Genomic DNA, 21,938 nt, shown 5'->3' with positions numbered 1-21,938 from the left:
TTTATTCGGCTTCAACAGCAGGCACATCTATTTGGCCACTTGGGGTAGCGCGAACCTGTTGTTTTTTCTCTTTGTGTTTCAATACTGCGCGATCCAGCTTGTCCATTAAGCCATCAATAGCCGCATACATGTCAGGATCAGTGGCTTCTACGTGTAAATCTTTGCCAGACAGGTGTAGATCGATTTCGGCTTTTTTGTTCACTTTTTCCACCGACAATGTCATGGTGATCGAAATGACGTTGTCAACGTGACGGGTGATCCGTTCCAGTTTGGCCGTAGCATAGGATTTTAAGGCATCAGTAACGTCAATGTTCAATCCAGTGAATTTTAAGTTCATAGTCTACTCCTTCCGTGGATGGGCCTTTTCAGGCAACCTCTGTGTCAGACACAGTGCGTAAAATCATGATTTGGCTATCTTGCGTACTTTACGTTGGTGTGCAGGTGGGATTTTCAAGGCTTCGCGGTATTTGGCGATGGTGCGCCGGGCCAAATTGATGCCTTGTTTTTGCAGCTGCGTAACCAGTTCGATGTCAGAATAAGGGTTGGATTTTTCCTCTTGCTGGACGATGCTTTCTATTAGGGTTTTTACGGCCGTTTGACTACTGCCTTGTTCATTGTGGGCACTTTGGGAAACGGCATGATTGAAGAAATAGCGTAGCGCAAACACCCCCTGCGGGCAAGCCAAATATTTTTGGTTGATGGCGCGAGAGATGGTGCTTTCAGCAAGCCCCAATGCGGTGGCGGTTTCTTTTAAAGTGAGTGGGGCTAAGCCGATGGGGCCGAAAATAAAGAAATCCTGTTGTTTTTCTAAAATCCAATGCGCCAGACGCAACACGGTGCTTTGGCGCATTTTTAAACTATCCAAATGGGCCTGTGCCTCTTGCCATTTGGCCTTGCAGGCTGGATCCAAATCAGCCTCAGCAAGCCAGGTCTGATATTCGGGATTGATGCGTAAATGCGGCCATGCCGCGCGGATGGGCTGTACCTGCCAATGTCCTGTTTCATCCACATAAATGCGTACGTCTGGTTGTACATATGCCGTGGGCGAGTTATTGCTTAATCCATAGCAAGGATAAGGATTCAGTGAGGCAATTAAATGACAGGCTGCCTGAATAGTGTCGCTCGGGTATTGTGGTAACTTTCGACACAAATTTTTAAATTGGGTACCCGTTTGCCATTGCCCCAGATGATGATGAATGAGGACTTCGGCACATTCACGTATAAGGCTCGGAGGACGGCGTTGTAATTGTAAACTCAGGGATTCCGGCAAATTGCGGGCACCCACACCGGCAGGATCAAATTGTTGCAAAATGTGCAATGCTTCGGCCAATTCTGCTTCATTTAAGCGCCATTCGAGTGGGCTGTGATCGATTAGGTCCAGCAAACTGCTGTCTAAATAGCCTTGTTCATTGAGGTTGTCGATAAGCATGTGTATTTGTGCTGCGATACGGTCATCCAAATCGCAGACGCCTGTCTGATGGTGCAATTGCTGATAAATACTTTCTTCTTCGGCAACCGTTGCCCAAATGTCGGCGGCTTCATCTCCACCAATGTGCCGTTGAGCTGGTTGTACATATTGGGTAATGGCATCGTTAGGCGGAGCGTCTTCGCTGTCTTGGCGCTCTAAAAAAGGATTGTCTTCCAACCACTCATTAACGGCCTCATCCAAACGCAAGGCCGACATGTGCAAGACCTGAAGCGACTGCTGAAGGGTTTGGTTCAGCAGTTGAGTCTGTTTGAGGTTTAGGCGCAGAGCGGTTTTGGCCATAGCAGAATCAATATTCGAAGTGCTCACCTAGATAAACGGCGCGGACTTCTTCATTGTTAACCAATTCTTCCGGGTGGCCCGACGCCATCACGCTGCCTTGATTGATGATGTAGGCTCGGTCACAGATGCGTAAAGTTTCGCGTACATTGTGGTCAGTGATCAATATGCCAATACCACGGGTCTTCAGGTATTCGATAATGGTTTGAATATCGATAACCGCAATTGGGTCGACCCCCGCGAATGGTTCGTCTAACAGGATAAACCGGGGTTTCATGGCCAGCACACGGGCGATTTCTACGCGGCGGCGTTCACCACCAGACAAAGACATGGCCGGATTGTCGCGCAAATGGGCGATGTGCAATTCATCCAATAAATTATCGAGCGCAGCATCAATATCGGCTTTGGCGTGGCTAATTTGTAAAATGGCCCGGATGTTTTGCGCTACGGTCATTTTGCGGAAAATAGAAGCCTCTTGGGGCAAATAGCCCAGACCCAATTTGGCACGCTCATGAATGGGCCGGTGGCTGATTTCGGCACCATCCACTTGGATGCTGCCCGAATCGGCTGCAATGAGTCCCACAATCATATAAAAACTGGTGGTTTTGCCCGCCCCATTGGGGCCCAGCAAACCCACTACCTCACCACTTTGCAGATGCAGGGACACATCTTTCACTACTTGACGGTTTTTGAAGCTTTTTTGCAGGCCTTGTACTTGCAGTTGGCTGCCTGAAAGGGCTGTTGTCGGCATACGGGCGTCCGTTTATTTTTTCTTTTGTGGTTGAATGATCACGTGAACTCGGCCTTTGGCCGCACTTTTCACGGTATAAACTTCGGTACGGGTATTGTAAACAATGGTTTGACCACGAGCCATATCACCGCCACGGGTTACTTTGGCGTTGCCAATAAGCGTCACAATACCAGTTTGGCTATCGTAGTGTACCTGATTGCCTTGGCCGGTGACCTTGCCGTCTTTTTCTAATTGTTGTCCAAACGTGGCGGGGCTGCCGCTGGCATCCATGCGTTGATTGCCGGCGCCATCTTTGTTGGCTTGTACACGCGCTGCATTGATGTACATGCTGCCTTGGCGCATTTTGACATTGCCAGTGAAGATGGTGGTTTGGTTATTTTTGTCGAGAGAGCCTTGATCGGCCTCGATTTCAATGGGCTGATTTTTGTCGCTTTCCAAAGCCATTGCTGGCACGTTGGCCAGCATGAAGCCGCAAGTCAACAGCCAATCACGGGTTTTTAGGGTCATAAATAATTGCCTTTATGCGGGAATTGAGGTTCAAAAAACCGCGTTGTTTATGGTAAACAAAGCCAGTAGCGGTGCCATGTGAGGCGCCATAAAGGTAGCTGATGGGGGCATCGGTGTATACCGATTGCGATTGCGTATCCACCGTCAATTGGCTGGTGGTGAGCTCTGCTTCCGGTTCATTGGGGCGGCTGTTTTTGTGCCACACCACATTCTGGTTTAAATCAATTTGTTTGTTGTCACTGCGATAAAGCCCTTCGTTGGCGCGAATACGGTATAAGGCATGACCCTGGTCATATAATGTTAAATCGGGTCGGCTGAAGTGAATTTCATTTTGTTTGGGATATTGCCAAGCGCGTTCGGCAATAATGGATTGATCGCGTTGCCCAGATCGATTGAAGCGTTCGCCGGCAATGCCATCAATGGTATATTTGGGCTCATTTGGATTGAGCGCCACTTCAACGGTTTGTACTTCAGTGACTTTATCCAGCCAAAAAGTCACCCCGCCCAGTACGACGGCCAAGCACAATGGGAAAAACCAATTACTGCGGTTGCGTATCATGCGGTATACCTGTCTAAAAGCGGTTGTAGCAAGCCCTGTGACTGCAAAATTAATTCACACAATTCACGCACTGCGCCTGCCCCAGCATGGGCTTGGGTAGTCCATGCAGCATACTGGCGTACCAATGGGTGTGCTTCAGGCACGGCCACCGGTAAGCCGCAACGCACCATGACTGGTAAATCCACCACATCATCGCCGATGTATGCGCATTGGCCTTCCGTCAGCCCCAAGGTAGACAATAAATCTTCATAACACCGCTTCTTATCGTGTATGCCTTTAAAATAATGGGCGATGTTCAATTGTTGTACGCGTATTCCGACAGAAGGTGCATCACGCCCTGTGATGATGGCGGTTTGCAGACCGCACTCATGCAGCATCTTGATCCCATGTCCGTCTAGGGTATGGAAAGACTTAATTTCTTCACCATTGTCGCGAATAAAAATGCGCCCATCCGTCAACACACCATCTACATCCATAATCAACAAACGAATGTTTTGTGCGAGTTTGAGAATGGCATCGGAGGGGGTGATCATAGTAAAAATGCTTTCTGTATGGGCTGTGGTCGATCATTATTTTAAATGAATTCAATCAACAAACTCTCAAAGGCTGCCTGAATAAATCAGACAATCCGTGCTTGCAATAAATCATGCATATTCAAGGCGCCAATAGGGTGTTGCTGCGCATCAACCACCACCAATCCGTTGACTTTCTGATCTTGCATCAATTTAAGTGCTTCTGTCGCCAACAGGCCGGGGGCAATGGTTTTCGGTTGGCGACCCATGGTGTCGGCTAAGGTTAATCCGCGCAAATGGTCTTGGGTTTGGAAAAGTCGGCGCAAATCGCCATCGGTGAACACACCAGACAGTATCCCGGCATCATTGACGGCCACCAACATGCCCAAGCCTTTTTCACTCATGGTGACGATGGCTTGTTGCAAAGGCGTATCCTCACGCACCAGCGGCAGATCCTGATCACGGTGCATCACATCAGCTACTGTTAAGAGTAAGCGTTTGCCCAAACTTCCGGCTGGGTGGCTGAGAGCAAAATCATCGGGCGTAAACTGGCGGGCGCGCAGCAAGGCCACCGTTAATGCATCACCCAGAACCAAAGCAGCCGTGGTGCTGGAAGTTGGTGCCAAGCCCAAGGGGCATGCCTCTTGTGAAACGTGAGCGAGCACATGAATATCCGCGTGCTTGGCCATGCGAGATGTGTCTTTGCCTGTGATGCAAATCAGAGTTACATTTTTGCGTTTGATGGCAGGGATAATGGCCAAAATTTCATCGCTTTCACCGGAGTTAGACAGCGCCAGTACCACATCGCCATCCACAATCATGCCCAAGTCACCATGACCCGCTTCCGCTGGGTGAATGAAAAAGGCGGGGGTTCCGGTAGAGGCCAAAGATGCGGCAATTTTGCGACCGATGTGGCCACTTTTACCCATGCCAGTGACCACGACATGGCCATGACAAGCAAGAATGGCAGCCACTGCATGAGCAAAATGGTCATCCAAACTATTGGCCACTTCAGCTACTGCTTGCTCTTCAATGGCAAAAACAGCTTTGCCCCATTGCAAATAAGTATCCAATACATCCATATTCAGTGTCATCACCATGAAAAAGAATGCTTGCATTATACCGACCCTGTCCCGTAATTGTGCAGTTTGGCTTGTCAAATCAAGTTAGCTTGGCATACTGTATGCTTAATGGGCGGTTCAGGCAGCCGTATTACTTGTTTAGAATTGGCTTTAAGGTTAAGTAAATTCAGGTACGTTTACTGTATGACAATTTTGTGGGCGTTGAGAAAAAAGGGAAATAGCGATGACGGTATTGCAGCAAGTACGAGCGTTGGGCCAGCAAATTTGGCTGGATAATTTGTCACGCTCTTTGATTCAATCGGGTGGTTTGGCGCAAATGCTCGAGGCTGGTGTGTGTGGGGTGACCTCCAATCCTGCTATTTTCCAAAAGGCCTTTGCGGGCGATGCTTTGTATGCCGAAGATGTGGCGCGCTTGAAGCGGCAGAATTTATCGGCCAAAGCACGGTATGAGTTGTTGGCAGTGGCTGACGTTCAGGCCGCTTGTGATGTGTGTTTGCCGCTTTACCAAGAAAGCGGTGGTCAGGCGGGACTGGTGAGCTTGGAAGTGGCGCCAGAATTGGCAAATGATACTGCAGGCACCGTTGCTGAGGCTCTGCGGTTGCACACAGCATTGATGCGCCCTAATGTCATGATTAAAGTGCCGGCCACTGATGCTGGGTTGGCGGCGATGACGCAATTGGTGGCGAAAGGTTTGCACATCAACCTAACCTTGTTGTTTTCACGCGCGCAAGTGGCAAAAGCTTATTTGGCCTATTGCGCGGGTTTGCGCGAACGTCAGGCGCAGGGATTGCCTGTGTGTGGTATTCAGGTGGTGGCGAGTTTTTTCCTCTCACGCATTGATGCTGCTCTGGATATAACGTTGCCCGCCCAGTTGCAAGGACAAACGGCAGTTGCTTTGGCTAAGGCCGCCTATCGAGATTGGCAGGTTTTTTTTGGTGCTGAAGGTTTTGCGGGCTTATTGGAGGCCGGTGCTGGACCGATGCGTTTATTGTGGGCATCCACCGGCACCAAAAATGCCGCGTATTCAGATGTATTGTATGTGGAAAGTGTGATTGGTCCACAAACCGTGAATACCGTCCCTGATGGTACTTTGGCTGCATTTATTGATCATGGCGTTGCCGCATTGACACTCACTGATAAATGGCTCGATGCTGAGGCGGTTTTGGCAAAAGTGACTGAGCTCGGTATTGATTTAGAGGTATTGGCGGCGCGTTTGCAAGAAGAGGGTTTGCATCAGTTTGAGGTCGCATTTTCGGCGTTATTGCTGCCTTTGGGTGATGCCTGAGTTTGATTTTGACCCCAGTTTTTCTGTGAATGCGTGACGGTTTATCGCCGTGGGCAACAACACCCGCAAATGGCGGGTGCTGTTGCCCAAATCGACTTAATTTTTTTTAGGTGCGTTCCCTGATGTTAACGATCATGGTTGGTGTTATATCGTTTTTCCAGCCATGAGAAAAACCAGCTTAGGGCCATGGTCATCACCAGATAAATCAAGGCAATAGTGTAATAGGGTTCTTCATAAACGGAGTAGCGGCCAGCCACTGTGCGCGCCACAAAGGCCAATTCAGCCACGGCGATGGCGGAAACCAATGAGCTGTCTTTAAGTAAAGTAATGAATTCGTTGCCAAATGGTGGCAGCATGCGCCGCACTGCTTGCGGCAAAATGACATAGCGCATCGCTTGTGGGTAGCTCAGACCTAAGGAGCGAGCAGCTTCAACTTGGCCGCGGTCGATGGATTGGATGCCTGCACGGAAAATTTCGGTGATGTAGGCACCGACGTTGACCGTCAATGCCAGTGTACCGGCAATCAACGCACCATAACTGCGCCGTAACTCAGCGGCCAAATCGCCACTGATGATCCAGCCATCGGTGGGATTGATGAGAATCGGAAACCACACAAAATACCAGATAAAAATCTGCACAAATAAAGGGGTACCACGGAAAATGGTGACGTACACCAGTGAAATTTGCCGCAAACACCAACTGAGGAGGCGTACCGGCCAGCCTCCTTTTTCCACATGAACAATGCGCGCCAGCGCACTGAAAAGCCCCAATATCGTACCTGCTAACGTGGATACGAAAGTAATGCCCAATGTGGTCAAGGCGCCGTAAAAAAACATTTCACGGTATTCGTAAATAATACTGAAACGGAAGCCCGTGAGGTTTTGGAGAGAAAGGAAGATGGCGTGAAAATCAAAGGGCATGGTGTATCCCGCAGATGTGTTTTATTAAATCAAATACCGCTGCTGTGCGCGGTTCTCTGCCTGAGAAAAGCAAGTGGCGCTTATTCTAACAAGAAAAAAAGCTGGCACCGTACTAAATTTTACCGTTCGATGACGCAAGCTTACTTTTTACATCGGATTTCTGAGTGTATGACAAAGGATATGGCTGGATATGGTTGCCTGAAGTGTTTACAATAATGCGCTTGACTATTTGATGTATCAAAGAATTGTATGCAAGTTTGGTTGGGAAGCGGGCGCAAGCCAAGCTGGCCTCAAGGTACGGCGGTGACCATCGGTAATTTTGACGGGGTACACTGCGGGCATCGGCATATTTTGCAGCGCTTACGCGACGAAGCAGCAGTGCGCCATCTCAGTGCAGTGGCGGTGGTTTTTGAACCGCAGCCTGCAGAATTTTTTGCGCGTAAGACAGGCCGTCCTTTGCCTTATCGCTTAACGCCGTTGCGCGACAAATTAAGTTTGCTGGCGCAAACGCAATGCCTTGATGCGGTGTGGGTATTCCGCTTTAATCAGCGCTTTGCTGATATGGTAGCCGATGATTTTATTCAACATATTTTGGTGGCGGAATTAAACACCCGCTATTTGTTAGTGGGCGATGATTTTCGTTTTGGTGCGCAGCGTCAAGGGGATTTTTCATTGCTGCAACGACAAACGGCTTTTGTTACCGAACAGACACCATCCATATTGGTGGCCGATGAACGTGCTTCCAGTACGTCAGTGCGTGCGGCGTTGGCGGCTGGCGACTTAGCAACGGCTAGGCGCTTACTGGGGCACGATTATGTGCTCAGCGGCCATGTTAAATATGGCGCACAATTGGGGCGAACCCTGGGATGTCCTACCGCGAATATTCATTTACCGCCACACCGCTATGCAATGAGTGGGGTGTTTGTGGTGGACGTAGAGGGGGTATTTGGACGCAAACGCGGAGTCGCCAGCTTTGGCTTGAATCCCACTGTGTCCAATACTCAGGCGCAAAAATTGGAAGTACACATTTTTGATTGGCAAGGCCATTTGTATGGGCAACGCTTACGTGTACATTTTTTACATAAGCTGCGGGATGAAGCCAAGTTCGCTGACTTACCAACATTGCAGGCGCAAATTCACGCAGACATGGATGCCGCACGAATATGGCAGGTTGCCTGAACACAAAGTGACTGTTCAGACAGCCAAAATCCCGTCACAATGCTTTAACCCGATCCTGTTTGTGGCCGCTATTGCGGCCAAACCCACACGAGTATGTTATGACTGATTACAGTAAAACCGTAAACCTATTGGATACGCCGTTTCCCATGCGCGGTAATCTGGCTAAGCGCGAAGGCGGCTGGCTGAAATCTTGGTATGAGCAAAAACGCTATCAAAAACTGCGTGAGCTTGCCCAAGGTCGCCCTAAATTTATTTTGCACGACGGCCCTCCGTATGCCAATGGCGATATTCACATTGGTCACGCAGTGAATAAAATTCTCAAAGACATCATCATCCGCAGCAAAACATTGGCCGGTTTTGATGCGCCTTATGTACCCGGCTGGGACTGCCACGGTTTACCGATTGAGCTGATGGTGGAAAAACTACATGGCAAAAATATTCCAGCAGCTAAATTTCGTGAGCTATGCCGTGAATACGCAAAAGAGCAGATTGCCAAACAAAAGTGTGATTTTATCCGTTTGGGGGTGTTGGGCGATTGGGACAATCCTTATCTCACCATGAACTTCAAAACCGAAGCCGATATCGTGCGCACGCTGGGCAAAATTCAAGCTGCTGGTTTCTTGTATCGCGGCGAAAAACCCGTGAATTATTGTATTGAGTGCGGTTCTGCTTTGGCCGAAGCTGAGGTGGAATACAAAGACAAAACGTCACCAGCCATTGATGTGGCTTTTGATTTTGTGGATGTGCCGGCCTTGGTTAAGGTGTTTGGGTTGCCTGAAACGCCGGATAAGGTCAGCGCGGTTATTTGGACCACCACGCCATGGACGTTGCCAGCCAACCAAGCGGTCACTGTGCATCCTGAGATGACCTACCAATTGATTGATACCAGCAAAGGGATGTTGGTATTGGCCAAAGATTTGGTGGATGCGGCTTGTGCGCGTTATGGCATCGCTGATTACACTGTGGTGGCCGAAATCCACGGCGCAGCGTTGGAGCATTTGCGACTACAACATCCATTCTTGGCCGATCGCCAAGTACCGGTTATTTTGGGTGAACACGTGACCACTGATGCTGGTACTGGCTTGGTGCACACGGCACCGGCTCATGGTATGGATGACTATCTGGTGGGCTTGCGCTACCACCTGCCGATTGATAATCCGGTGTTGGGCGATGGTACATTCCGCAAAGATACCCCCATTGTGGCTGGTATGAATGTGTGGGCTGCTAATCCGGTGGTGATTGACACATTGGCCAACAATGGCCACCTTCTGGCCAGCCAAAAATTGGAACACAGCTATCCTCATTGCTGGCGCCACAAAACGCCGATTATTTTCAGGGCCACCAGCCAATGGTTTATTGGCATGGATAAACCTGGGTCCAATGGGAAAACCTTGCGCAGCATGGCGATGAGCGCCGTGGATGCCACCGAATTTTTCCCAGCGTGGGGGCGGGCGCGTTTGGAAGCGATGATTGAAGGCCGCCCTGACTGGGTGGTGTCACGCCAGCGCAACTGGGGAACACCCATGGCGTTTTTTGCACACAAGGAAACCGGGGAATTGCACCCACGTTCGGCAGAATTGTTAGAGACAGTGGCCAAGCGTATTGAGCAACACGGCATAGAAGCGTGGTTTTCATTGGATGCCAAAGAACTATTGGGCGATGAAGCGGGGCATTATGAGAAGCTGAAAGACACGTTGGATGTGTGGTTTGATTCAGGCAGCACCCATTATGCCGTATTGCGTCAACGCCCTGAATTGGCTTGGCCTGCGGATTTGTATTTGGAAGGCTCAGACCAACATCGCGGTTGGTTCCAATCATCCATGCTCACTGGTTGCGCCACTGTGGGTCGCGCCCCTTATAAACAATTGCTGACGCATGGTTTTGTGGTGGATGGCAATGGTCAGAAAATGTCCAAGTCGGTGGGCAATGTGGTGGCGCCGCAAAAGGTCAATGATTCACTGGGTGCCGATATTCTGCGGCTGTGGGTGGCCTCAACTGATTATTCTGGCGAATTGGCGATTTCTGATGAGATTTTGAAACGCGTGAGCGAAAGCTATCGGCGTTTGCGCAATACTTTACGGTTTTTGCTGGCCAATTTGTCTGATTTCGACCCAATGGAAAACGCGGTACCACAAGACAAAATGGTGGAAATGGATCGCTATGCCTTGGTATTGGCGCGACAGCTGCAAGAACGGGTGGCTGGCGATTATTACCCTCGTTATGCATTTCATTATGCCGTTCAAGATATTGTGCATTTCTGCTCTGAAGACATGGGCGCGTTTTATCTGGACGTCCTTAAAGACCGTCTGTACACCACCAAGGCCAACAGCCATGCACGGCGCAGTGCGCAAACGGCGTTGTTCCACATCACGCGCAATTTGGTGCTGCTGTTGAGTCCGATCCTGTGTTTCACCGGTGAAGAAGCATGGGACATCATTGGCGGTGGTGAAGAAGACAGTGTGCTGTTCCATACTTTGCACAATTTCCCCGATATGCCCAAAGACAGCGAGGAGGTGCTGGTGCGTAAATGGGAAGCCATCCGCGCCGCGCGCGAAGTGGTGAATGCAGCGATTGAGCCATTGCGTATGGATAAAACCGTTGGTTCGTCTTTGCAGGCCGATGTGGCCATTACGGCACCCGCACCCACGGCAGGCTACCTGAAAGCCTTGGGGAATGAATTGCGGTTTGTGATGTTGGTTTCTCAAGCCAGCGTAACAGAAGGGGATGATTTGGCTGCTGTGGCCACGGCCAGTAGTGGTGAGAAATGTGACCGCTGTTGGCATTACACGCATGATATCGGCATTGATGCCAAGCACCCCACTGTTTGTGGCCGGTGTGCCGATAATTTGGATGGGGCTGGAGAAGAGCGGCACTATGCCTAATTGATTCAGGGTCATTTACTGGATTTAGACAAACATGGATAGCGCAGCAACTGTCGTTGCGGCGCTGCTGTGTACATGGGAAATTTTATGCAGCAAGAAAAAGTGGGCTTGGGTAAATACATGGCTTTGGCCGCGGTGGCCATTGTATTGGACCAATTGATCAAAACATTGATCGTGCAACAGTTTAGCTATATGGAACGCGTGAACGTTATTCCTAATTTTTTTGATTTGACGTTGGTTTATAACCCGGGTGCGGCATTTAGTTTTTTGGCTGACGCGGGCGGCTGGCAAAAATTCTTCTTTATGGGGCTGGCAGTGGTGATTTGCGCTTACTTGATTCGTGCCATTGCCAAAAATGAATTTGGGGGAATCGGCAAATGGGGTGCTGCGATGATTGTTGGCGGTGCCATTGGGAATGTCGTGGACCGATTGATTCATGGTCATGTGATTGATTTTTTGTTGTTCTACTATCAAGAATGGTATTACCCAGCATTCAATATTGCCGACAGTTTTATTTGTGTGGGCGCGGTGTTGTTGGTCATCGACAGCTTCCGCCATAAACCCAAAAAACCAGAAAAAAATACCCAAGCTGCTTGAATAATGTGTTTGAGTAGCTTGAACGCACGTTAATTCACATCAATGAGTGACACGATACATGAGTGAAAAAAGCATTATGCTGGCCAATCCGCGTGGCTTTTGCGCAGGTGTGGATCGCGCCATCAGCATTGTTGAGCGCGCCTTGGCCCAATATGGCGCACCAATTTATGTGCGCCATGAAGTCGTACACAACAAATTCGTGGTGGATAATCTGCGCGCCAAAGGCGCGATATTTATTGAGGATTTGGCCGAAGTACCTTTGGGCGCTACCTTGATTTACTCCGCCCACGGGGTGTCTAAAGCAGTGCAAGATGAGGCTGTTTTACGTGGTTTTCGGGTATTTGATGCCACTTGCCCGTTGGTGACTAAGGTGCATAAAGAAGTGGCGCGATTGGATCAGCAAGGCTTTCAAATCATTATGATTGGGCACAAAGGCCACCCAGAAGTGGAAGGCACGATGGGACAACTTTCGCCCGGTGCGATGTTGTTGGTGGAAACGGAAGAAGATGTGGCGCATTTAGTGGTACGGGATACAGAGAAACTGGCGCATGTGAGCCAAACCACTTTGTCGGTGGATGAAACCAGCGGCATTATTGCCGCTTTAAAAGTTCGATTTCCGCACATTAAAAGCCCTCATAAAGAAGACATTTGTTATGCCACCACCAACCGCCAAGAAGCGGTGAAAGCATTGGCTGCGGATTGTGATGTGGTGATCGTGGTGGGCTCGCCCAACAGTTCGAATAGCAATCGCTTGCGTGAAGTGGCGGCACTGCGCGGTGTCGATGCATATATGGTCGACAACGCAGGCTGCCTGAAACGCGCGTGGTTTGAGGGTAAACATAAAGCGGGCATCACGGCTGGAGCGTCTGCGCCTGAGGTGTTGGTACAGGAAGTAGTGGACACCATTGCGGCATGGGGTTACCCATCTGCTCGTGAAACAGAAGGTGTCGCTGAGAGCATCGTGTTTGTGTTGCCTAAGGAATTGCGTGATCCGTCATAAATGATAGCAGCGTAAAACATTCAGGCAGCCTTTAGGGCTGCCTGAATGTTTTTTGAGCCAGCTGCTGGATATGAGTTTGCTGCCTAGGACGTGCGCTTTTTTAGGCTTGCGCGGATGAAGGCTTGCCTCGAGCCAGATTGGCTTGCTGCGTTTTTAAGTAACTATCATACATGGCAAAACACAGGCCTACCCAAATTAAAGAATACGTGATCATGGCCGAAACGGTGACGGGGGTTTGCAGTACCGTTACCGTGAGCACAAACAGCAAAATTGGTTCCAAGTAGCTGAACATCCCAAATAAACTCATGGGAATCATTCTGCTCGCATAGAGATTCAACTGCATGGACGCGGCACTGATGATGCCCATAACTGGAATCAATAGCCAATATCTAGAAGGCTCCGTGAGTATGGCCCAACTGCCGGGCTGAAACGCCAAATAAAAAGCGGCCACCGGGGCAATTAAGGTGAGATCGATCAATAAGCCGGTGAGGGCAGGAACCTGCATCCAACGGCGCAGCATGTAATACAGCGGATAAGTTGTGAACACCGACAGCGTTACCCAAGAAAAGACTTGGTTTTGCCATAATTCGTGGGCCACGCCCATGCCAGCCAGACCCACTGCCAACCATTGCCAACCACTCAATTCTTCATGCAAAAACAACCAACCGCATAACACCATCATTAAGGGGAATAAGAAATAACCCATCGCCACGTCAATGCCATGACCATTGACGGGTGCCCACATAAATAACCACAGTTGGTAGCCGATAATCGGCGTTGGCAACAGAATCAGCAGCCATTTTCGCCCGTTCATACCCACTTGGTAAACAAAGCGGAACAGTTCTGGCCAGCCATGCGTACACAACACGATTAACCATAAGCTCAAGAGCATGCTTACCATCCGCCACGCAAACACGGTGGTGCCAGACATGGGCGCCATCCAGTCACTGTATAAAAACATGGCACCAAATAAAAAATTGGACAACAAAGCAGCCCAAATGCCTTTTTTATGTGTATTCATCAACAATGGCTCAACGATTGCCAAGGCCCAATTGTCTTGGTTCTTGGTTAATAAGAATGAAGCTATTTTATTCGTCCTGACCCAATAAATTTTTTCTAAATTTATTAATTTGTGGGATTTTTTATCAATTTGATATAAATTGTAGGAAATTTTTTTGGAAATGACGATGCACGAGTTGGATAGACTGGATAAGCAAATTCTCAATATCATGCAAACGGATGGCACTACGCCTTTGAAGGTTTTGGCTGAGGAAGTGGGCTCTTCGGTGGCCACGTGCCAGCGGCGTATTCAGCAAATGGTAGATGAAGGCGTCATCATCAAGCAGGTGGTGATGGTGAATCCGGATGCGGTGGGCCGCCATTTGAGTGTGTTTGTGATGATTGAAATGGACAAGCAAAATTTCGCGTTACAAGATGAATTTGTGCGACGGGTGAATAAGGAACCCGATGTGATGAGCTGCTATGAAATTTCTGGGGATTACGATTATATGTTGTTGGTGCATGCCCGCGACATGGCGGATTATCATCAATTTACGCGCCGTGTATTAACGTCTGAAAATAATGTGCGTGGTTTTAAAAGTCAATTTGTGATGAATTTTAATAAAGTTGAAACCAAAATTACATTGTAAAACCGCACAGGCTGCCTGAATTCGGTAGGATGATTCCTTTTTACTGTGGAGTGTGCCATCTTGATTTGGCAATGGTTGGGTTTGTGGTTTTCAGCATTCAGCTCGGCCACGATTTTGCCTGGGACATCAGACGTGGCGCTGTTGGCCTTTGTGCATGCCTATGAATCATTGTGGCCGTGGGCATTGCTGGTGGCCACGTTGGGCAATGGCATGGGCAGCATGGTGTCTTATGGCATGGGTAGATTGGTGCCGGACAAACACCAACCCAGTGAACGTATCAAACACTGGATAGACAAATACGGTATTTGGGCTTTGCTGATGGCTTGGGTACCGTTTGTGGGCGACGGATTGGCCATTGCGGCGGGGTGGTTGCGATTGAATTTTTGGCTGTCCAGTTTGCTTTTGGTGGTGGGTAAATTTGCTCGTTATGCGGTGTTAATTGGTGGGCTTTGGGTTGTGGTGTAAATGGTATGTTCACTGTGTGTATTCAGCAGGTTGAAATGCGTGGTGCCTAGTTATGATTTTATGTATGGGTTGATTCGGATTGATGCTTTAAAACAATATGTTGATCAATCAACCCTGCATCGGCATATGGCTTTTCGCACGAGGTTAATCTTGCTGAATGTCTGTTATTTGTATGGGATGAAATGTGCTTATTGAGCTCATGTGATTCACTGACCAAACAGTGAAGAATAGTATCAGCACATTCCAAGCTGATGAGGCTAATTGTTCATTGCTGTTTGGATGAAAGGCTGCCTGAACCGGTTTCAGGCAGCCTTAAATAAGATTTGCGGTATTATTTATTGATGCTGGTCTTCGTCTGCTGCATCGTAAGCATCAACAATTTTTTGTACCAGAGGATGCCGCACCACATCTTCGCTGGTGAATACGTGAAAATAGAGGCCATCAATGTTGTTTAATTTTTCGCGCGCGTCTTTTAAGCCACTTTTGATGTGTTTGGGCAAGTCAATTTGACTTGCATCGCCCGTGATGACGGCTTTGGCACCAAAGCCGATGCGCGTGAGGAACATTTTCATTTGTTCTGGCGTGGTGTTTTGTGCTTCATCAAGGATGACGTAGGCACCATTCAAGGTGCGCCCCCGCATGTAGGCCAAGGGGGCGATTTCAATCAAGCCTTTTTCCAGCAATTTAGTGACACGATCAAAGCCCATCAAATCGTACAATGCATCGTATAAAGGGCGCAGATAAGGATCGACTTTTTGCGCCAAATCCCCAGGTAAAAAACCCAGCTTTTCCCCCGCTTCCACAGCAGGCCGAACCAATACAATGCGCTCAACTAAATGTTTTTCCATGGCGTCTACTGCCGCGGCCACGGCCAAATAGGTTTTGCCCGTACCCGCTGGGCCCAAGCCAAACACCACATCATGCGTTAAGAGCGCGCGGATATAGCCGCTTTGGCGCGGTGTTCGGCCGCCGATATTGCCACGCTTGGTGCGCAGCGTCCAAGTTTGGTGGTCTTGGTGTGTGGGGTGTTGTGGTTTATGGGCTTTCGCTTCCACTGCGGCCAGTTGAATGTCGCTGTCGTTGATGTCGCGCTCGTTCGCGGTCTCGGCTAAGCTTTCCAAAGCAGTGATGCCTGCATGGGTGTGCTCACCGGTTAGGGTAAACTGGTCAAAACGACGGCTGATGTCTAAATTTAAGGCTTTTCCCAAGCTAATGATGTGCTCGTCTAAGGCGCCGCAGAGGCGTTGTAACGCGGCGTTGTCCATTTGCTGGAGTTGGTGATGTGTGGTGTGACTCATGGTGATGATGTGTGACATTCAAAATAAACAATAAACACAATATGCTGCCGAGTAGGCTGAAATGCAAGTGTTGGACGCGCGGTGAAGCTGTTTCAGGCAGCCTTGGGCTTTACAGAGAGGGTGGGAGGTATGTTACATTTATTTTAAATGGCATGCTGGAGGCGAAAGCGTGCTGCTCATTTACTCACTTCAATCAAGAATCGAGATCGCCATGACTGCTTTAGATGTTGTTCGCCCTTATGTGCGCGAGGCCAAAGCATATGCGGTGGCTGATGTGCCGGCCGATTTTGTTAAACTGGATGCAATGGAAAGCCCTTATGAGTATCCAGAAGAAATGCAAAAGGCGTTGGCCGAAATGCTGGCTGAAGTGCCTATTCGTTTATACCCGGCACCGCAAAAATGCGCTTTATTGCCATTGTTGCGCCAGACGCATCGCATTCCCGATGAGGCTGACTTGGTGCTGGGCAATGGCTCGGATGAATTGATCGAACGACTCGTTATGTTGGTGGCTGAACCTGGGGCAGTCGTGGTGGCCCTGCGCCATCTTTTGTGATGTATCGAGTCAATGCTGAGTTTTTTGGTTTGAATTATGTCGGGGTGCCTTTGCACTCCGATTTTACTTTGGACCTCGAAGCCATGCTGGCTGCGATTCATACTCATCAACCTGCATTGGTATTTTTGGCCTACCCCAATAATCCCACCGGTGGCCGGTTTGAGCGCGAACAAATGGAGGCCATTATTCAGGCAGCCCCTGGGATCGTGGTTATCGATGAGGCCTACGGCGCTTTTTCTTCTGACAGTTTTTTGCGTCAGGCAGGCACCATTGATAAGCTGGTGGTGTTGCGAACCTTGAGTAAAATTGGCTTTGCTGGTTTGCGCGTGGGTTATGCAGCTGGTGCGCCTGCACTGATTCATGAGCTGCGCAAGATTATTCCACCTTATAATGTCAGTCAGTTGAATTTGGCTGCGGCTGAGTTCGCGATGAAATATCGGCCGTTTATTTTGCAGCACATTAATCAGTCGATGGGTGAGCGTGAGCGCATGCGCACGGCTTTACGCGCTTATGACTGTGTTGAGGATTTTGCATCGGAAGCCAATTTTTTGACAGTGCGTGTGCCGGATGCCCAAGTGTTGTTTGATACACTGTATGCCAATAAAATTTTAATTAAAAACCTGCATGGCACGCACCCGCTGTTGGATCAGTGTGTGCGCATTACCATTGGGCTGCCTGAACAAAATCAAGCAGTTTTGCGTGTCATCGACGAACTATACGGAAACCTTTAATCACCATGAGAACCGCTACCATTACCCGCCATACCAGCGAAACCCAAATCACCGTCAGCATTAATTTGGATGGTACGGGAAAGGGCCATTTCGATACTGGGGTGCCGTTTCTGGAACACATGTTGGATCAAATCAGCCGCCACGGTTTGATTGATTTAGACATCGTAGCCAAAGGCGATAACCACATTGATGATCACCATACAGTAGAAGATATTGGCATCACTTTGGGACAAGCGCTGAAAGAAGCATTGGGTAATAAAGTCGGTATTTGTCGTTATGGTTTTAGTTATGTGCCGTTGGATGAGGCGTTAAGTCGAGTGGTATTGGATTTGTCTGGTCGTCCTGGGTTGGTTTACAACATTGATTTTACCCGCGCCATGATTGGTCGTTTTGATGTGGATTTGTTCAGTGAGTTTTTCCATGGTCTGGTTAATCACGCCATGATGACCGTGCACATTGATAATTTACGTGGGATTAATGCCCATCATCAAGCAGAAACCGTATTCAAAGCGTTTGGACGGGCTTTGCGTGCGGCTGTTGCATACGATGAACGCATGGCGGGCGTGATGCCTTCGACCAAAGGAACGCTCACCGCTTAAGTGTTCAAGCAGTTAAAGCCAAGCAATCAGCGGCCCTGACTGCTTGGCTTTACATATTCTAAAAGCCTTCAATCGAGATGATTTACACTCGATAAGGAATCATTAAACTTCAGTATTCATTAATAAAACCAGCGCCTTGATTGATAATACAGTTCTGGCTGCATGAAATCCCTAATTGTTTATATCTAAATCATTTGGCAATGTCGAATGTAATGTATTGTGAAAACCTATTTTTTTGCGCTAAGATAACTTCCATCGCATTCGCCGAACGAATGAATCACGGTGCAATGGAGATGAATCTCAATAAAAAGGACTTATGCAATGATGAACATTAAACGCAAAACCATGGTTTTGGCTGCCATGGCGGCTTTGGCCAGTTTAACGGCTTGTAGTGGCGGCGATAAAGGTGCTGCTGCGGGTTCTGCTGCCTCTGGCGCAACTGCGGCGGCTGGTGAGGATACGCTGCAAAAAATTAAAAATTCCGGCACCATTGTATTGGGCTATCGTGATTCTTCCATTCCATTTTCTTATATTGCAGATAAACCCGGTCAACCAGTGGGTTATGCACACGATTTGGAATTAAAAATCGTTGATGCGGTGAAAAAAGAACTCAATTTGCCCAATTTGCAAGTGCGCTACAATCCCATTACCTCACAAAACCGCATTCCGTTGGTATTGAATGGCACCATTGACGTGGAGTGTGGTTCAACCACGAATAACGCAGAACGTGCCAAACAAGTAGCGTTTTCTAGTGCGTTTTTTGAAGTGGGTACGCGCCTGTTGGTAGCCAAAGGCTCCCCCATTAAAGATTTTGCTGATTTGAAAGGTAAAACCGTTGTAACCACCGCAGGTACCACTTCTGAGCGGTTGTTGAAAGCCTATAACGATAAAGAAAAATTGGGCATGAATATCATTTCTGCCAAAGATCATGGTGAAGCATTTTTGATGTTGCAAAATGGCCGTGCGCAAGCGTTTATGATGGATGACGTGTTGTTGGCTGGCGAGCGCGCTAAATCACAAGATCCGAGTAAGTGGGAAATTGTGGGCAAGCCAATGTCATTTGAGCGTTACGGCTGTATGCTGCGTAAAGGTGATGATGGCTTTAAAAAGGTAGTTGATGGTGCTTTACAGGCAACCTTTAAATCTGGCGAAATCAACACGATGTATCAAAAATGGTTTGAACAACCTATCCCACCTAAAGGGGTAAACATGCAGTTCCCGATGTCTGAACAGGTTAAAGGCATCATTGCAACGCCGACAGATCAGCCGGCTGAGTGATTTAGCGTTTGTGCAGCCAAGCCGGCTTGCCAGCCAAGCCGGCTTTGTGTTTTACACAGTCTGGAGCGGATGTTTGCCGCTTTCTAACCCTAAGTAAAGGAACATCAATGGGTTATACATGGAACTGGGGGGTCTTATTTGACCAAACCGGTGTTGGCAGTCAAATTTACTTGCAATGGATGTTGGCAGGGATTGGTTGGCTGTTTGTCATTGGCGGAATTGCTTGGACCATCGCCATGGCATTGGGGACTGTGCTGGGGATTATGCGCACCTTGCCTTCCGTCGGTAGCCAACGTTTGGCCGCGTTGTACGTTACGCTGTTTCGTAATGTGCCTTTATTGGTGCAGTTGTTTATTTGGTATTATGTGGTGCCTAATTTTTTACCCGATTCAGTGAAAAACTGGTGGTATTACGATTTGACGCCAAACACTTCAGCGTTAATTTCAGCCGCCATTGGTTTGGGTTTATTTACTGCCGCACGGGTGTGTGAGCAAGTGCGAACAGGGATTCAATCATTACCCCGAGGCCAAACTCAGGCAGCCTATGCCTTGGGTTTTACGACTCGGCAGGTCTATCGGATTGTATTGTTGCCCCAGGCATTTCGGGTAATTTTGCCACCGCTGGGATCTGAGTTAACCAATTGTTTTAAAAATGCTTCTATTGCATCGCTGGTGGGTGTGGCTGAATTGATTAGTCAAACCAAAACCATTGCCGAATACTCGCAAAGCAACTTCGAAATTTACACTTATGCCACCATCGTATATGTGGTGATTAATATGGTGCTGTTTGCTTTCATGGCTTTCTTGGAGCGCCGTTACCGCATTCCGGGTTTGATGAATGAGAAAGGACAATCATGAGTTTCGGTTTACAAGAATTGTCCGCTGCTGCTCCCACCTTGTGGGAAGGCATGAAAACAACGCTGGAAATCACCTTTTTGGCGATTGTCGGCGGTTGTTTCATCGGTACGTTGCTGGCCATGGCACGCCTGTCTTCTATTAAGTTTTTGGCTGCTGCGGCCACTGCGTATGTGAATTTTTTCCGTTCGGTGCCTAAACTATTGACCATCATGTGGTTGTATTATGCTTTTCCTTTGTTTTATCGCATGATAACTGGCCAGTTTGTGAATTTTGACACTGGATTTGTTGCGGGTGTGATCGCGTTTTTGATCTTTGAGTCAGCCTATTTTTCTGAAGTTGTGCGTGCGGGTATTCAATCTATCCCCAAAGCAGATGAATGCAGCCAAGGCCTTGGGCATGACTTATGGGCAAACTATGCGTTTGGTGATCTTGCCGCAAGCATTTCGTAAAATGACACCGCTGCTGTTGCAAGAAAGCATTATTTTGTTTCAGGACACCACCTTGGTGATTTCGATTGGGGTATTGGATTTCTTCGGCGCGTCCAACGTGCGCGGCGATGCTATGGGGATGAAGACCCAATACATTATTTTTGCCGGTGTGGTGTATTTCGTGATCAGTACGATCTGCAGCTATGGCGTCAAACAAATTCAAAAAAGAATGCGTGTTTAAGGAAACCAGCTTATGTCAGACAATTCTGTGATGATCGACATCAACAACGTCAGCAAATGGTATGGCGACTTTCAAGTCCTTACGGATTGCACGGCACAAATCAATAAAGGCGATGTGGTGGTGGTGTGCGGGCCTTCTGGCTCAGGAAAATCGACCCTTATCAAGTGTGTTAATGGGTTGGAGCCGTTTCAAAAAGGCGATATTGTAGTCAACGGTACCTCGGTGGGTGATCCGAAGACCGATTTGCCGAAGTTGCGCAGCCATGTGGGCATGGTGTTTCAGCATTTCGAGCTGTTTCCGCATCTGAGTATTACTGATAATTTATCCATTGCCCAAGTTAAAGTATTGGGCCGCAGTAAAGACGAAGCCCGCAAAAAAGGTTTGGCGTATTTGGATCGGGTGGGCTTGTCAGCACATGCGAAGAAATTTCCTGCCGAGCTTTCCGGTGGTCAGCAACAGCGCGTGGCCATTGCCCGTGCTTTGAGTATGGACCCCATTGCGATGCTGTTTGATGAGCCCACATCGGCGTTGGATCCTGAGATGATTAATGAAGTATTGGATGTGATGGTGAGTTTAGCTCGAGAGGGTATGACTATGATGTGTGTGACCCATGAAATGGGGTTTGCCCGCCAAGTCGCTAATCGTGTTATTTTCATGGACCAAGGCCAAATTGTGGAAAATTGCAGTAAAGATGAATTCTTTGGCAGCCCGCGCAGCGAACGGGCGCAGCAGTTTTTGTCGAAGATTCTCAATCATTAGGCTTTCGGGTATGATGCCTAGGCTGCCTGGTGGGGTTTCAG

General features: G+C 48.5%; 22 protein-coding genes and 2 pseudogenes. 14 read left to right on the top strand and 10 right to left on the bottom strand.

All coding sequences use genetic code 11. From position 1 onward, the window contains the following. Position 1 precedes the first annotated feature (1 nt). From hpf to A2F46_RS07400, 7 genes are all read right to left on the bottom strand, one after another. On the bottom strand, positions 2 to 337 hold the full coding sequence (hpf, locus tag A2F46_RS07430; protein WP_066568709.1) for a ribosome hibernation-promoting factor, HPF/YfiA family: 336 nt from the start codon (positions 335 to 337) through the stop codon (positions 2 to 4). 63 nt (positions 338 to 400) lie between these two features. Next, a complete protein-coding gene (gene rpoN / locus A2F46_RS07425; protein ID WP_066568698.1) occupies positions 401 to 1,768 on the bottom strand; it encodes an RNA polymerase factor sigma-54 in 1,368 nt (455 codons plus the stop codon). A gap of 7 nt (positions 1,769 to 1,775) precedes the next feature. After that, positions 1,776 to 2,516: an LPS export ABC transporter ATP-binding protein gene (gene lptB, locus A2F46_RS07420; protein ID WP_066568693.1), complete on the bottom strand. Its 741-nt coding sequence runs from the start codon at positions 2,514 to 2,516 to the stop codon at positions 1,776 to 1,778. Between the two features lie 12 nt (positions 2,517 to 2,528). Then, positions 2,529 to 3,023: a lipopolysaccharide transport periplasmic protein LptA gene (lptA, locus tag A2F46_RS07415; protein WP_066568690.1), complete on the bottom strand. Its 495-nt coding sequence runs from the start codon at positions 3,021 to 3,023 to the stop codon at positions 2,529 to 2,531. After that, complete coding sequence (gene lptC / locus A2F46_RS07410) at positions 3,004 to 3,582, bottom strand: LPS export ABC transporter periplasmic protein LptC (protein WP_066568687.1); 579 nt, start codon at positions 3,580 to 3,582, stop codon at positions 3,004 to 3,006. The genes lptA and lptC overlap by 20 nt, the downstream gene beginning before the upstream one ends. Next, positions 3,579 to 4,115 (bottom strand): HAD family hydrolase, encoded by a 537-nt coding sequence (locus tag A2F46_RS07405; RefSeq protein ID WP_066568681.1) that lies wholly within the window; start codon positions 4,113 to 4,115, stop codon positions 3,579 to 3,581. Before A2F46_RS07405 ends, lptC begins: the two co-directional genes overlap by 4 nt. A gap of 86 nt (positions 4,116 to 4,201) precedes the next feature. Then, entirely contained in the window at positions 4,202 to 5,176 is a 975-nt protein-coding gene (locus tag A2F46_RS07400) for a KpsF/GutQ family sugar-phosphate isomerase (protein WP_066568775.1), read from the bottom strand. 223 nt (positions 5,177 to 5,399) lie between these two features. Between A2F46_RS07400 and tal the strand changes: the two genes are divergently transcribed. Further along, positions 5,400 to 6,461, top strand: a complete 1,062-nt coding sequence (tal, locus tag A2F46_RS07395; protein ID WP_066568678.1) for a transaldolase — start codon at positions 5,400 to 5,402, stop codon at positions 6,459 to 6,461. A 125-nt stretch (positions 6,462 to 6,586) separates the two neighbouring features. On the opposite strand, the gene A2F46_RS07390 is transcribed toward tal, so the two are convergent. Further along, positions 6,587 to 7,381: an amino acid ABC transporter permease gene (locus A2F46_RS07390; protein ID WP_066568676.1), complete on the bottom strand. Its 795-nt coding sequence runs from the start codon at positions 7,379 to 7,381 to the stop codon at positions 6,587 to 6,589. Between the two features lie 249 nt (positions 7,382 to 7,630). Between A2F46_RS07390 and A2F46_RS07385 the strand changes: the two genes are divergently transcribed. The 4 genes from A2F46_RS07385 to ispH all read left to right on the top strand — a co-directional run bounded on the left by A2F46_RS07385 (position 7,631) and on the right by ispH (position 13,039). After that, a complete protein-coding gene (locus A2F46_RS07385) occupies positions 7,631 to 8,560 on the top strand; it encodes a bifunctional riboflavin kinase/FAD synthetase (RefSeq protein ID WP_066568672.1) in 930 nt (309 codons plus the stop codon). Positions 8,561 to 8,658: 98 nt separating this feature from the next. Beyond that, the gene (gene ileS / locus A2F46_RS07380; RefSeq protein WP_066568670.1) at positions 8,659 to 11,442 is read left to right on the top strand and encodes an isoleucine--tRNA ligase; all 2,784 of its coding nucleotides are present in this window, start codon (positions 8,659 to 8,661) and stop codon (positions 11,440 to 11,442) included. 87 nt (positions 11,443 to 11,529) lie between these two features. Then, positions 11,530 to 12,039 carry a signal peptidase II gene (lspA, locus tag A2F46_RS07375; protein ID WP_066568667.1) on the top strand — a complete coding sequence of 170 codons (510 nt, stop codon included), beginning with the start codon at positions 11,530 to 11,532 and terminating at the stop codon, positions 12,037 to 12,039. A gap of 58 nt (positions 12,040 to 12,097) precedes the next feature. After that, a complete protein-coding gene (gene ispH / locus A2F46_RS07370; RefSeq protein ID WP_066568664.1) occupies positions 12,098 to 13,039 on the top strand; it encodes a 4-hydroxy-3-methylbut-2-enyl diphosphate reductase in 942 nt (313 codons plus the stop codon). 100 nt (positions 13,040 to 13,139) lie between these two features. Here the strand turns inward: ispH and rarD are convergent, their stop codons facing one another. Continuing rightward, positions 13,140 to 14,060, bottom strand: a complete 921-nt coding sequence (gene rarD, locus A2F46_RS07365) for an EamA family transporter RarD (protein ID WP_066568663.1) — start codon at positions 14,058 to 14,060, stop codon at positions 13,140 to 13,142. A 166-nt stretch (positions 14,061 to 14,226) separates the two neighbouring features. Here rarD and A2F46_RS07360 point away from each other — a divergent pair, with 166 nt between their 5' ends. After that, positions 14,227 to 14,688 carry an Lrp/AsnC family transcriptional regulator gene (locus tag A2F46_RS07360; RefSeq protein WP_066568662.1) on the top strand — a complete coding sequence of 154 codons (462 nt, stop codon included), beginning with the start codon at positions 14,227 to 14,229 and terminating at the stop codon, positions 14,686 to 14,688. Positions 14,689 to 14,748: 60 nt separating this feature from the next. Continuing rightward, the gene (locus A2F46_RS07355) at positions 14,749 to 15,153 is read left to right on the top strand and encodes a YqaA family protein (protein ID WP_066568772.1); all 405 of its coding nucleotides are present in this window, start codon (positions 14,749 to 14,751) and stop codon (positions 15,151 to 15,153) included. A 335-nt stretch (positions 15,154 to 15,488) separates the two neighbouring features. Here A2F46_RS07355 and A2F46_RS07350 read toward each other — a convergent pair whose 3' ends face one another. Next, positions 15,489 to 16,451: a PhoH family protein gene (locus A2F46_RS07350; protein WP_066568768.1), complete on the bottom strand. Its 963-nt coding sequence runs from the start codon at positions 16,449 to 16,451 to the stop codon at positions 15,489 to 15,491. A gap of 211 nt (positions 16,452 to 16,662) precedes the next feature. On the opposite strand from A2F46_RS07350, the pseudogene hisC reads away from it, so the two are divergent. From hisC to A2F46_RS07320, 7 genes and pseudogenes are all read left to right on the top strand, one after another. Beyond that, positions 16,663 to 17,735 (top strand): annotated as a pseudogene (hisC, locus tag A2F46_RS07345) (histidinol-phosphate transaminase). Positions 17,736 to 17,743: 8 nt separating this feature from the next. Then, positions 17,744 to 18,334, top strand: a pseudogene (hisB, locus tag A2F46_RS07340) (imidazoleglycerol-phosphate dehydratase HisB); the annotation flags it as partial. A gap of 321 nt (positions 18,335 to 18,655) precedes the next feature. Further along, a complete protein-coding gene (locus tag A2F46_RS07335; protein ID WP_066568659.1) occupies positions 18,656 to 19,612 on the top strand; it encodes a glutamate/aspartate ABC transporter substrate-binding protein in 957 nt (318 codons plus the stop codon). Between the two features lie 107 nt (positions 19,613 to 19,719). Next, positions 19,720 to 20,469: an amino acid ABC transporter permease gene (locus tag A2F46_RS07330; protein WP_066568657.1), complete on the top strand. Its 750-nt coding sequence runs from the start codon at positions 19,720 to 19,722 to the stop codon at positions 20,467 to 20,469. Then, positions 20,466 to 20,918 (top strand): ABC transporter permease subunit, encoded by a 453-nt coding sequence (locus A2F46_RS07325; protein WP_231867743.1) that lies wholly within the window; start codon positions 20,466 to 20,468, stop codon positions 20,916 to 20,918. Before A2F46_RS07330 ends, A2F46_RS07325 begins: the two co-directional genes overlap by 4 nt. Next, positions 20,842 to 21,138 carry an ABC transporter permease subunit gene (locus tag A2F46_RS13025; RefSeq protein ID WP_369796321.1) on the top strand — a complete coding sequence of 99 codons (297 nt, stop codon included), beginning with the start codon at positions 20,842 to 20,844 and terminating at the stop codon, positions 21,136 to 21,138. Before A2F46_RS07325 ends, A2F46_RS13025 begins: the two co-directional genes overlap by 77 nt. 30 nt (positions 21,139 to 21,168) lie before the next feature. Beyond that, entirely contained in the window at positions 21,169 to 21,897 is a 729-nt protein-coding gene (locus A2F46_RS07320) for an amino acid ABC transporter ATP-binding protein (RefSeq protein ID WP_197457605.1), read from the top strand. Positions 21,898 to 21,938: the final 41 nt, after the last annotated feature.

The sequence above is a fragment of the Snodgrassella sp. CFCC 13594 genome (assembly GCF_001590725.1).
Classification (GTDB): Bacteria; Pseudomonadota; Gammaproteobacteria; order Burkholderiales; family Neisseriaceae; genus Snodgrassella.
This window is presented reverse-complemented; position numbering and strand designations above follow the sequence as displayed.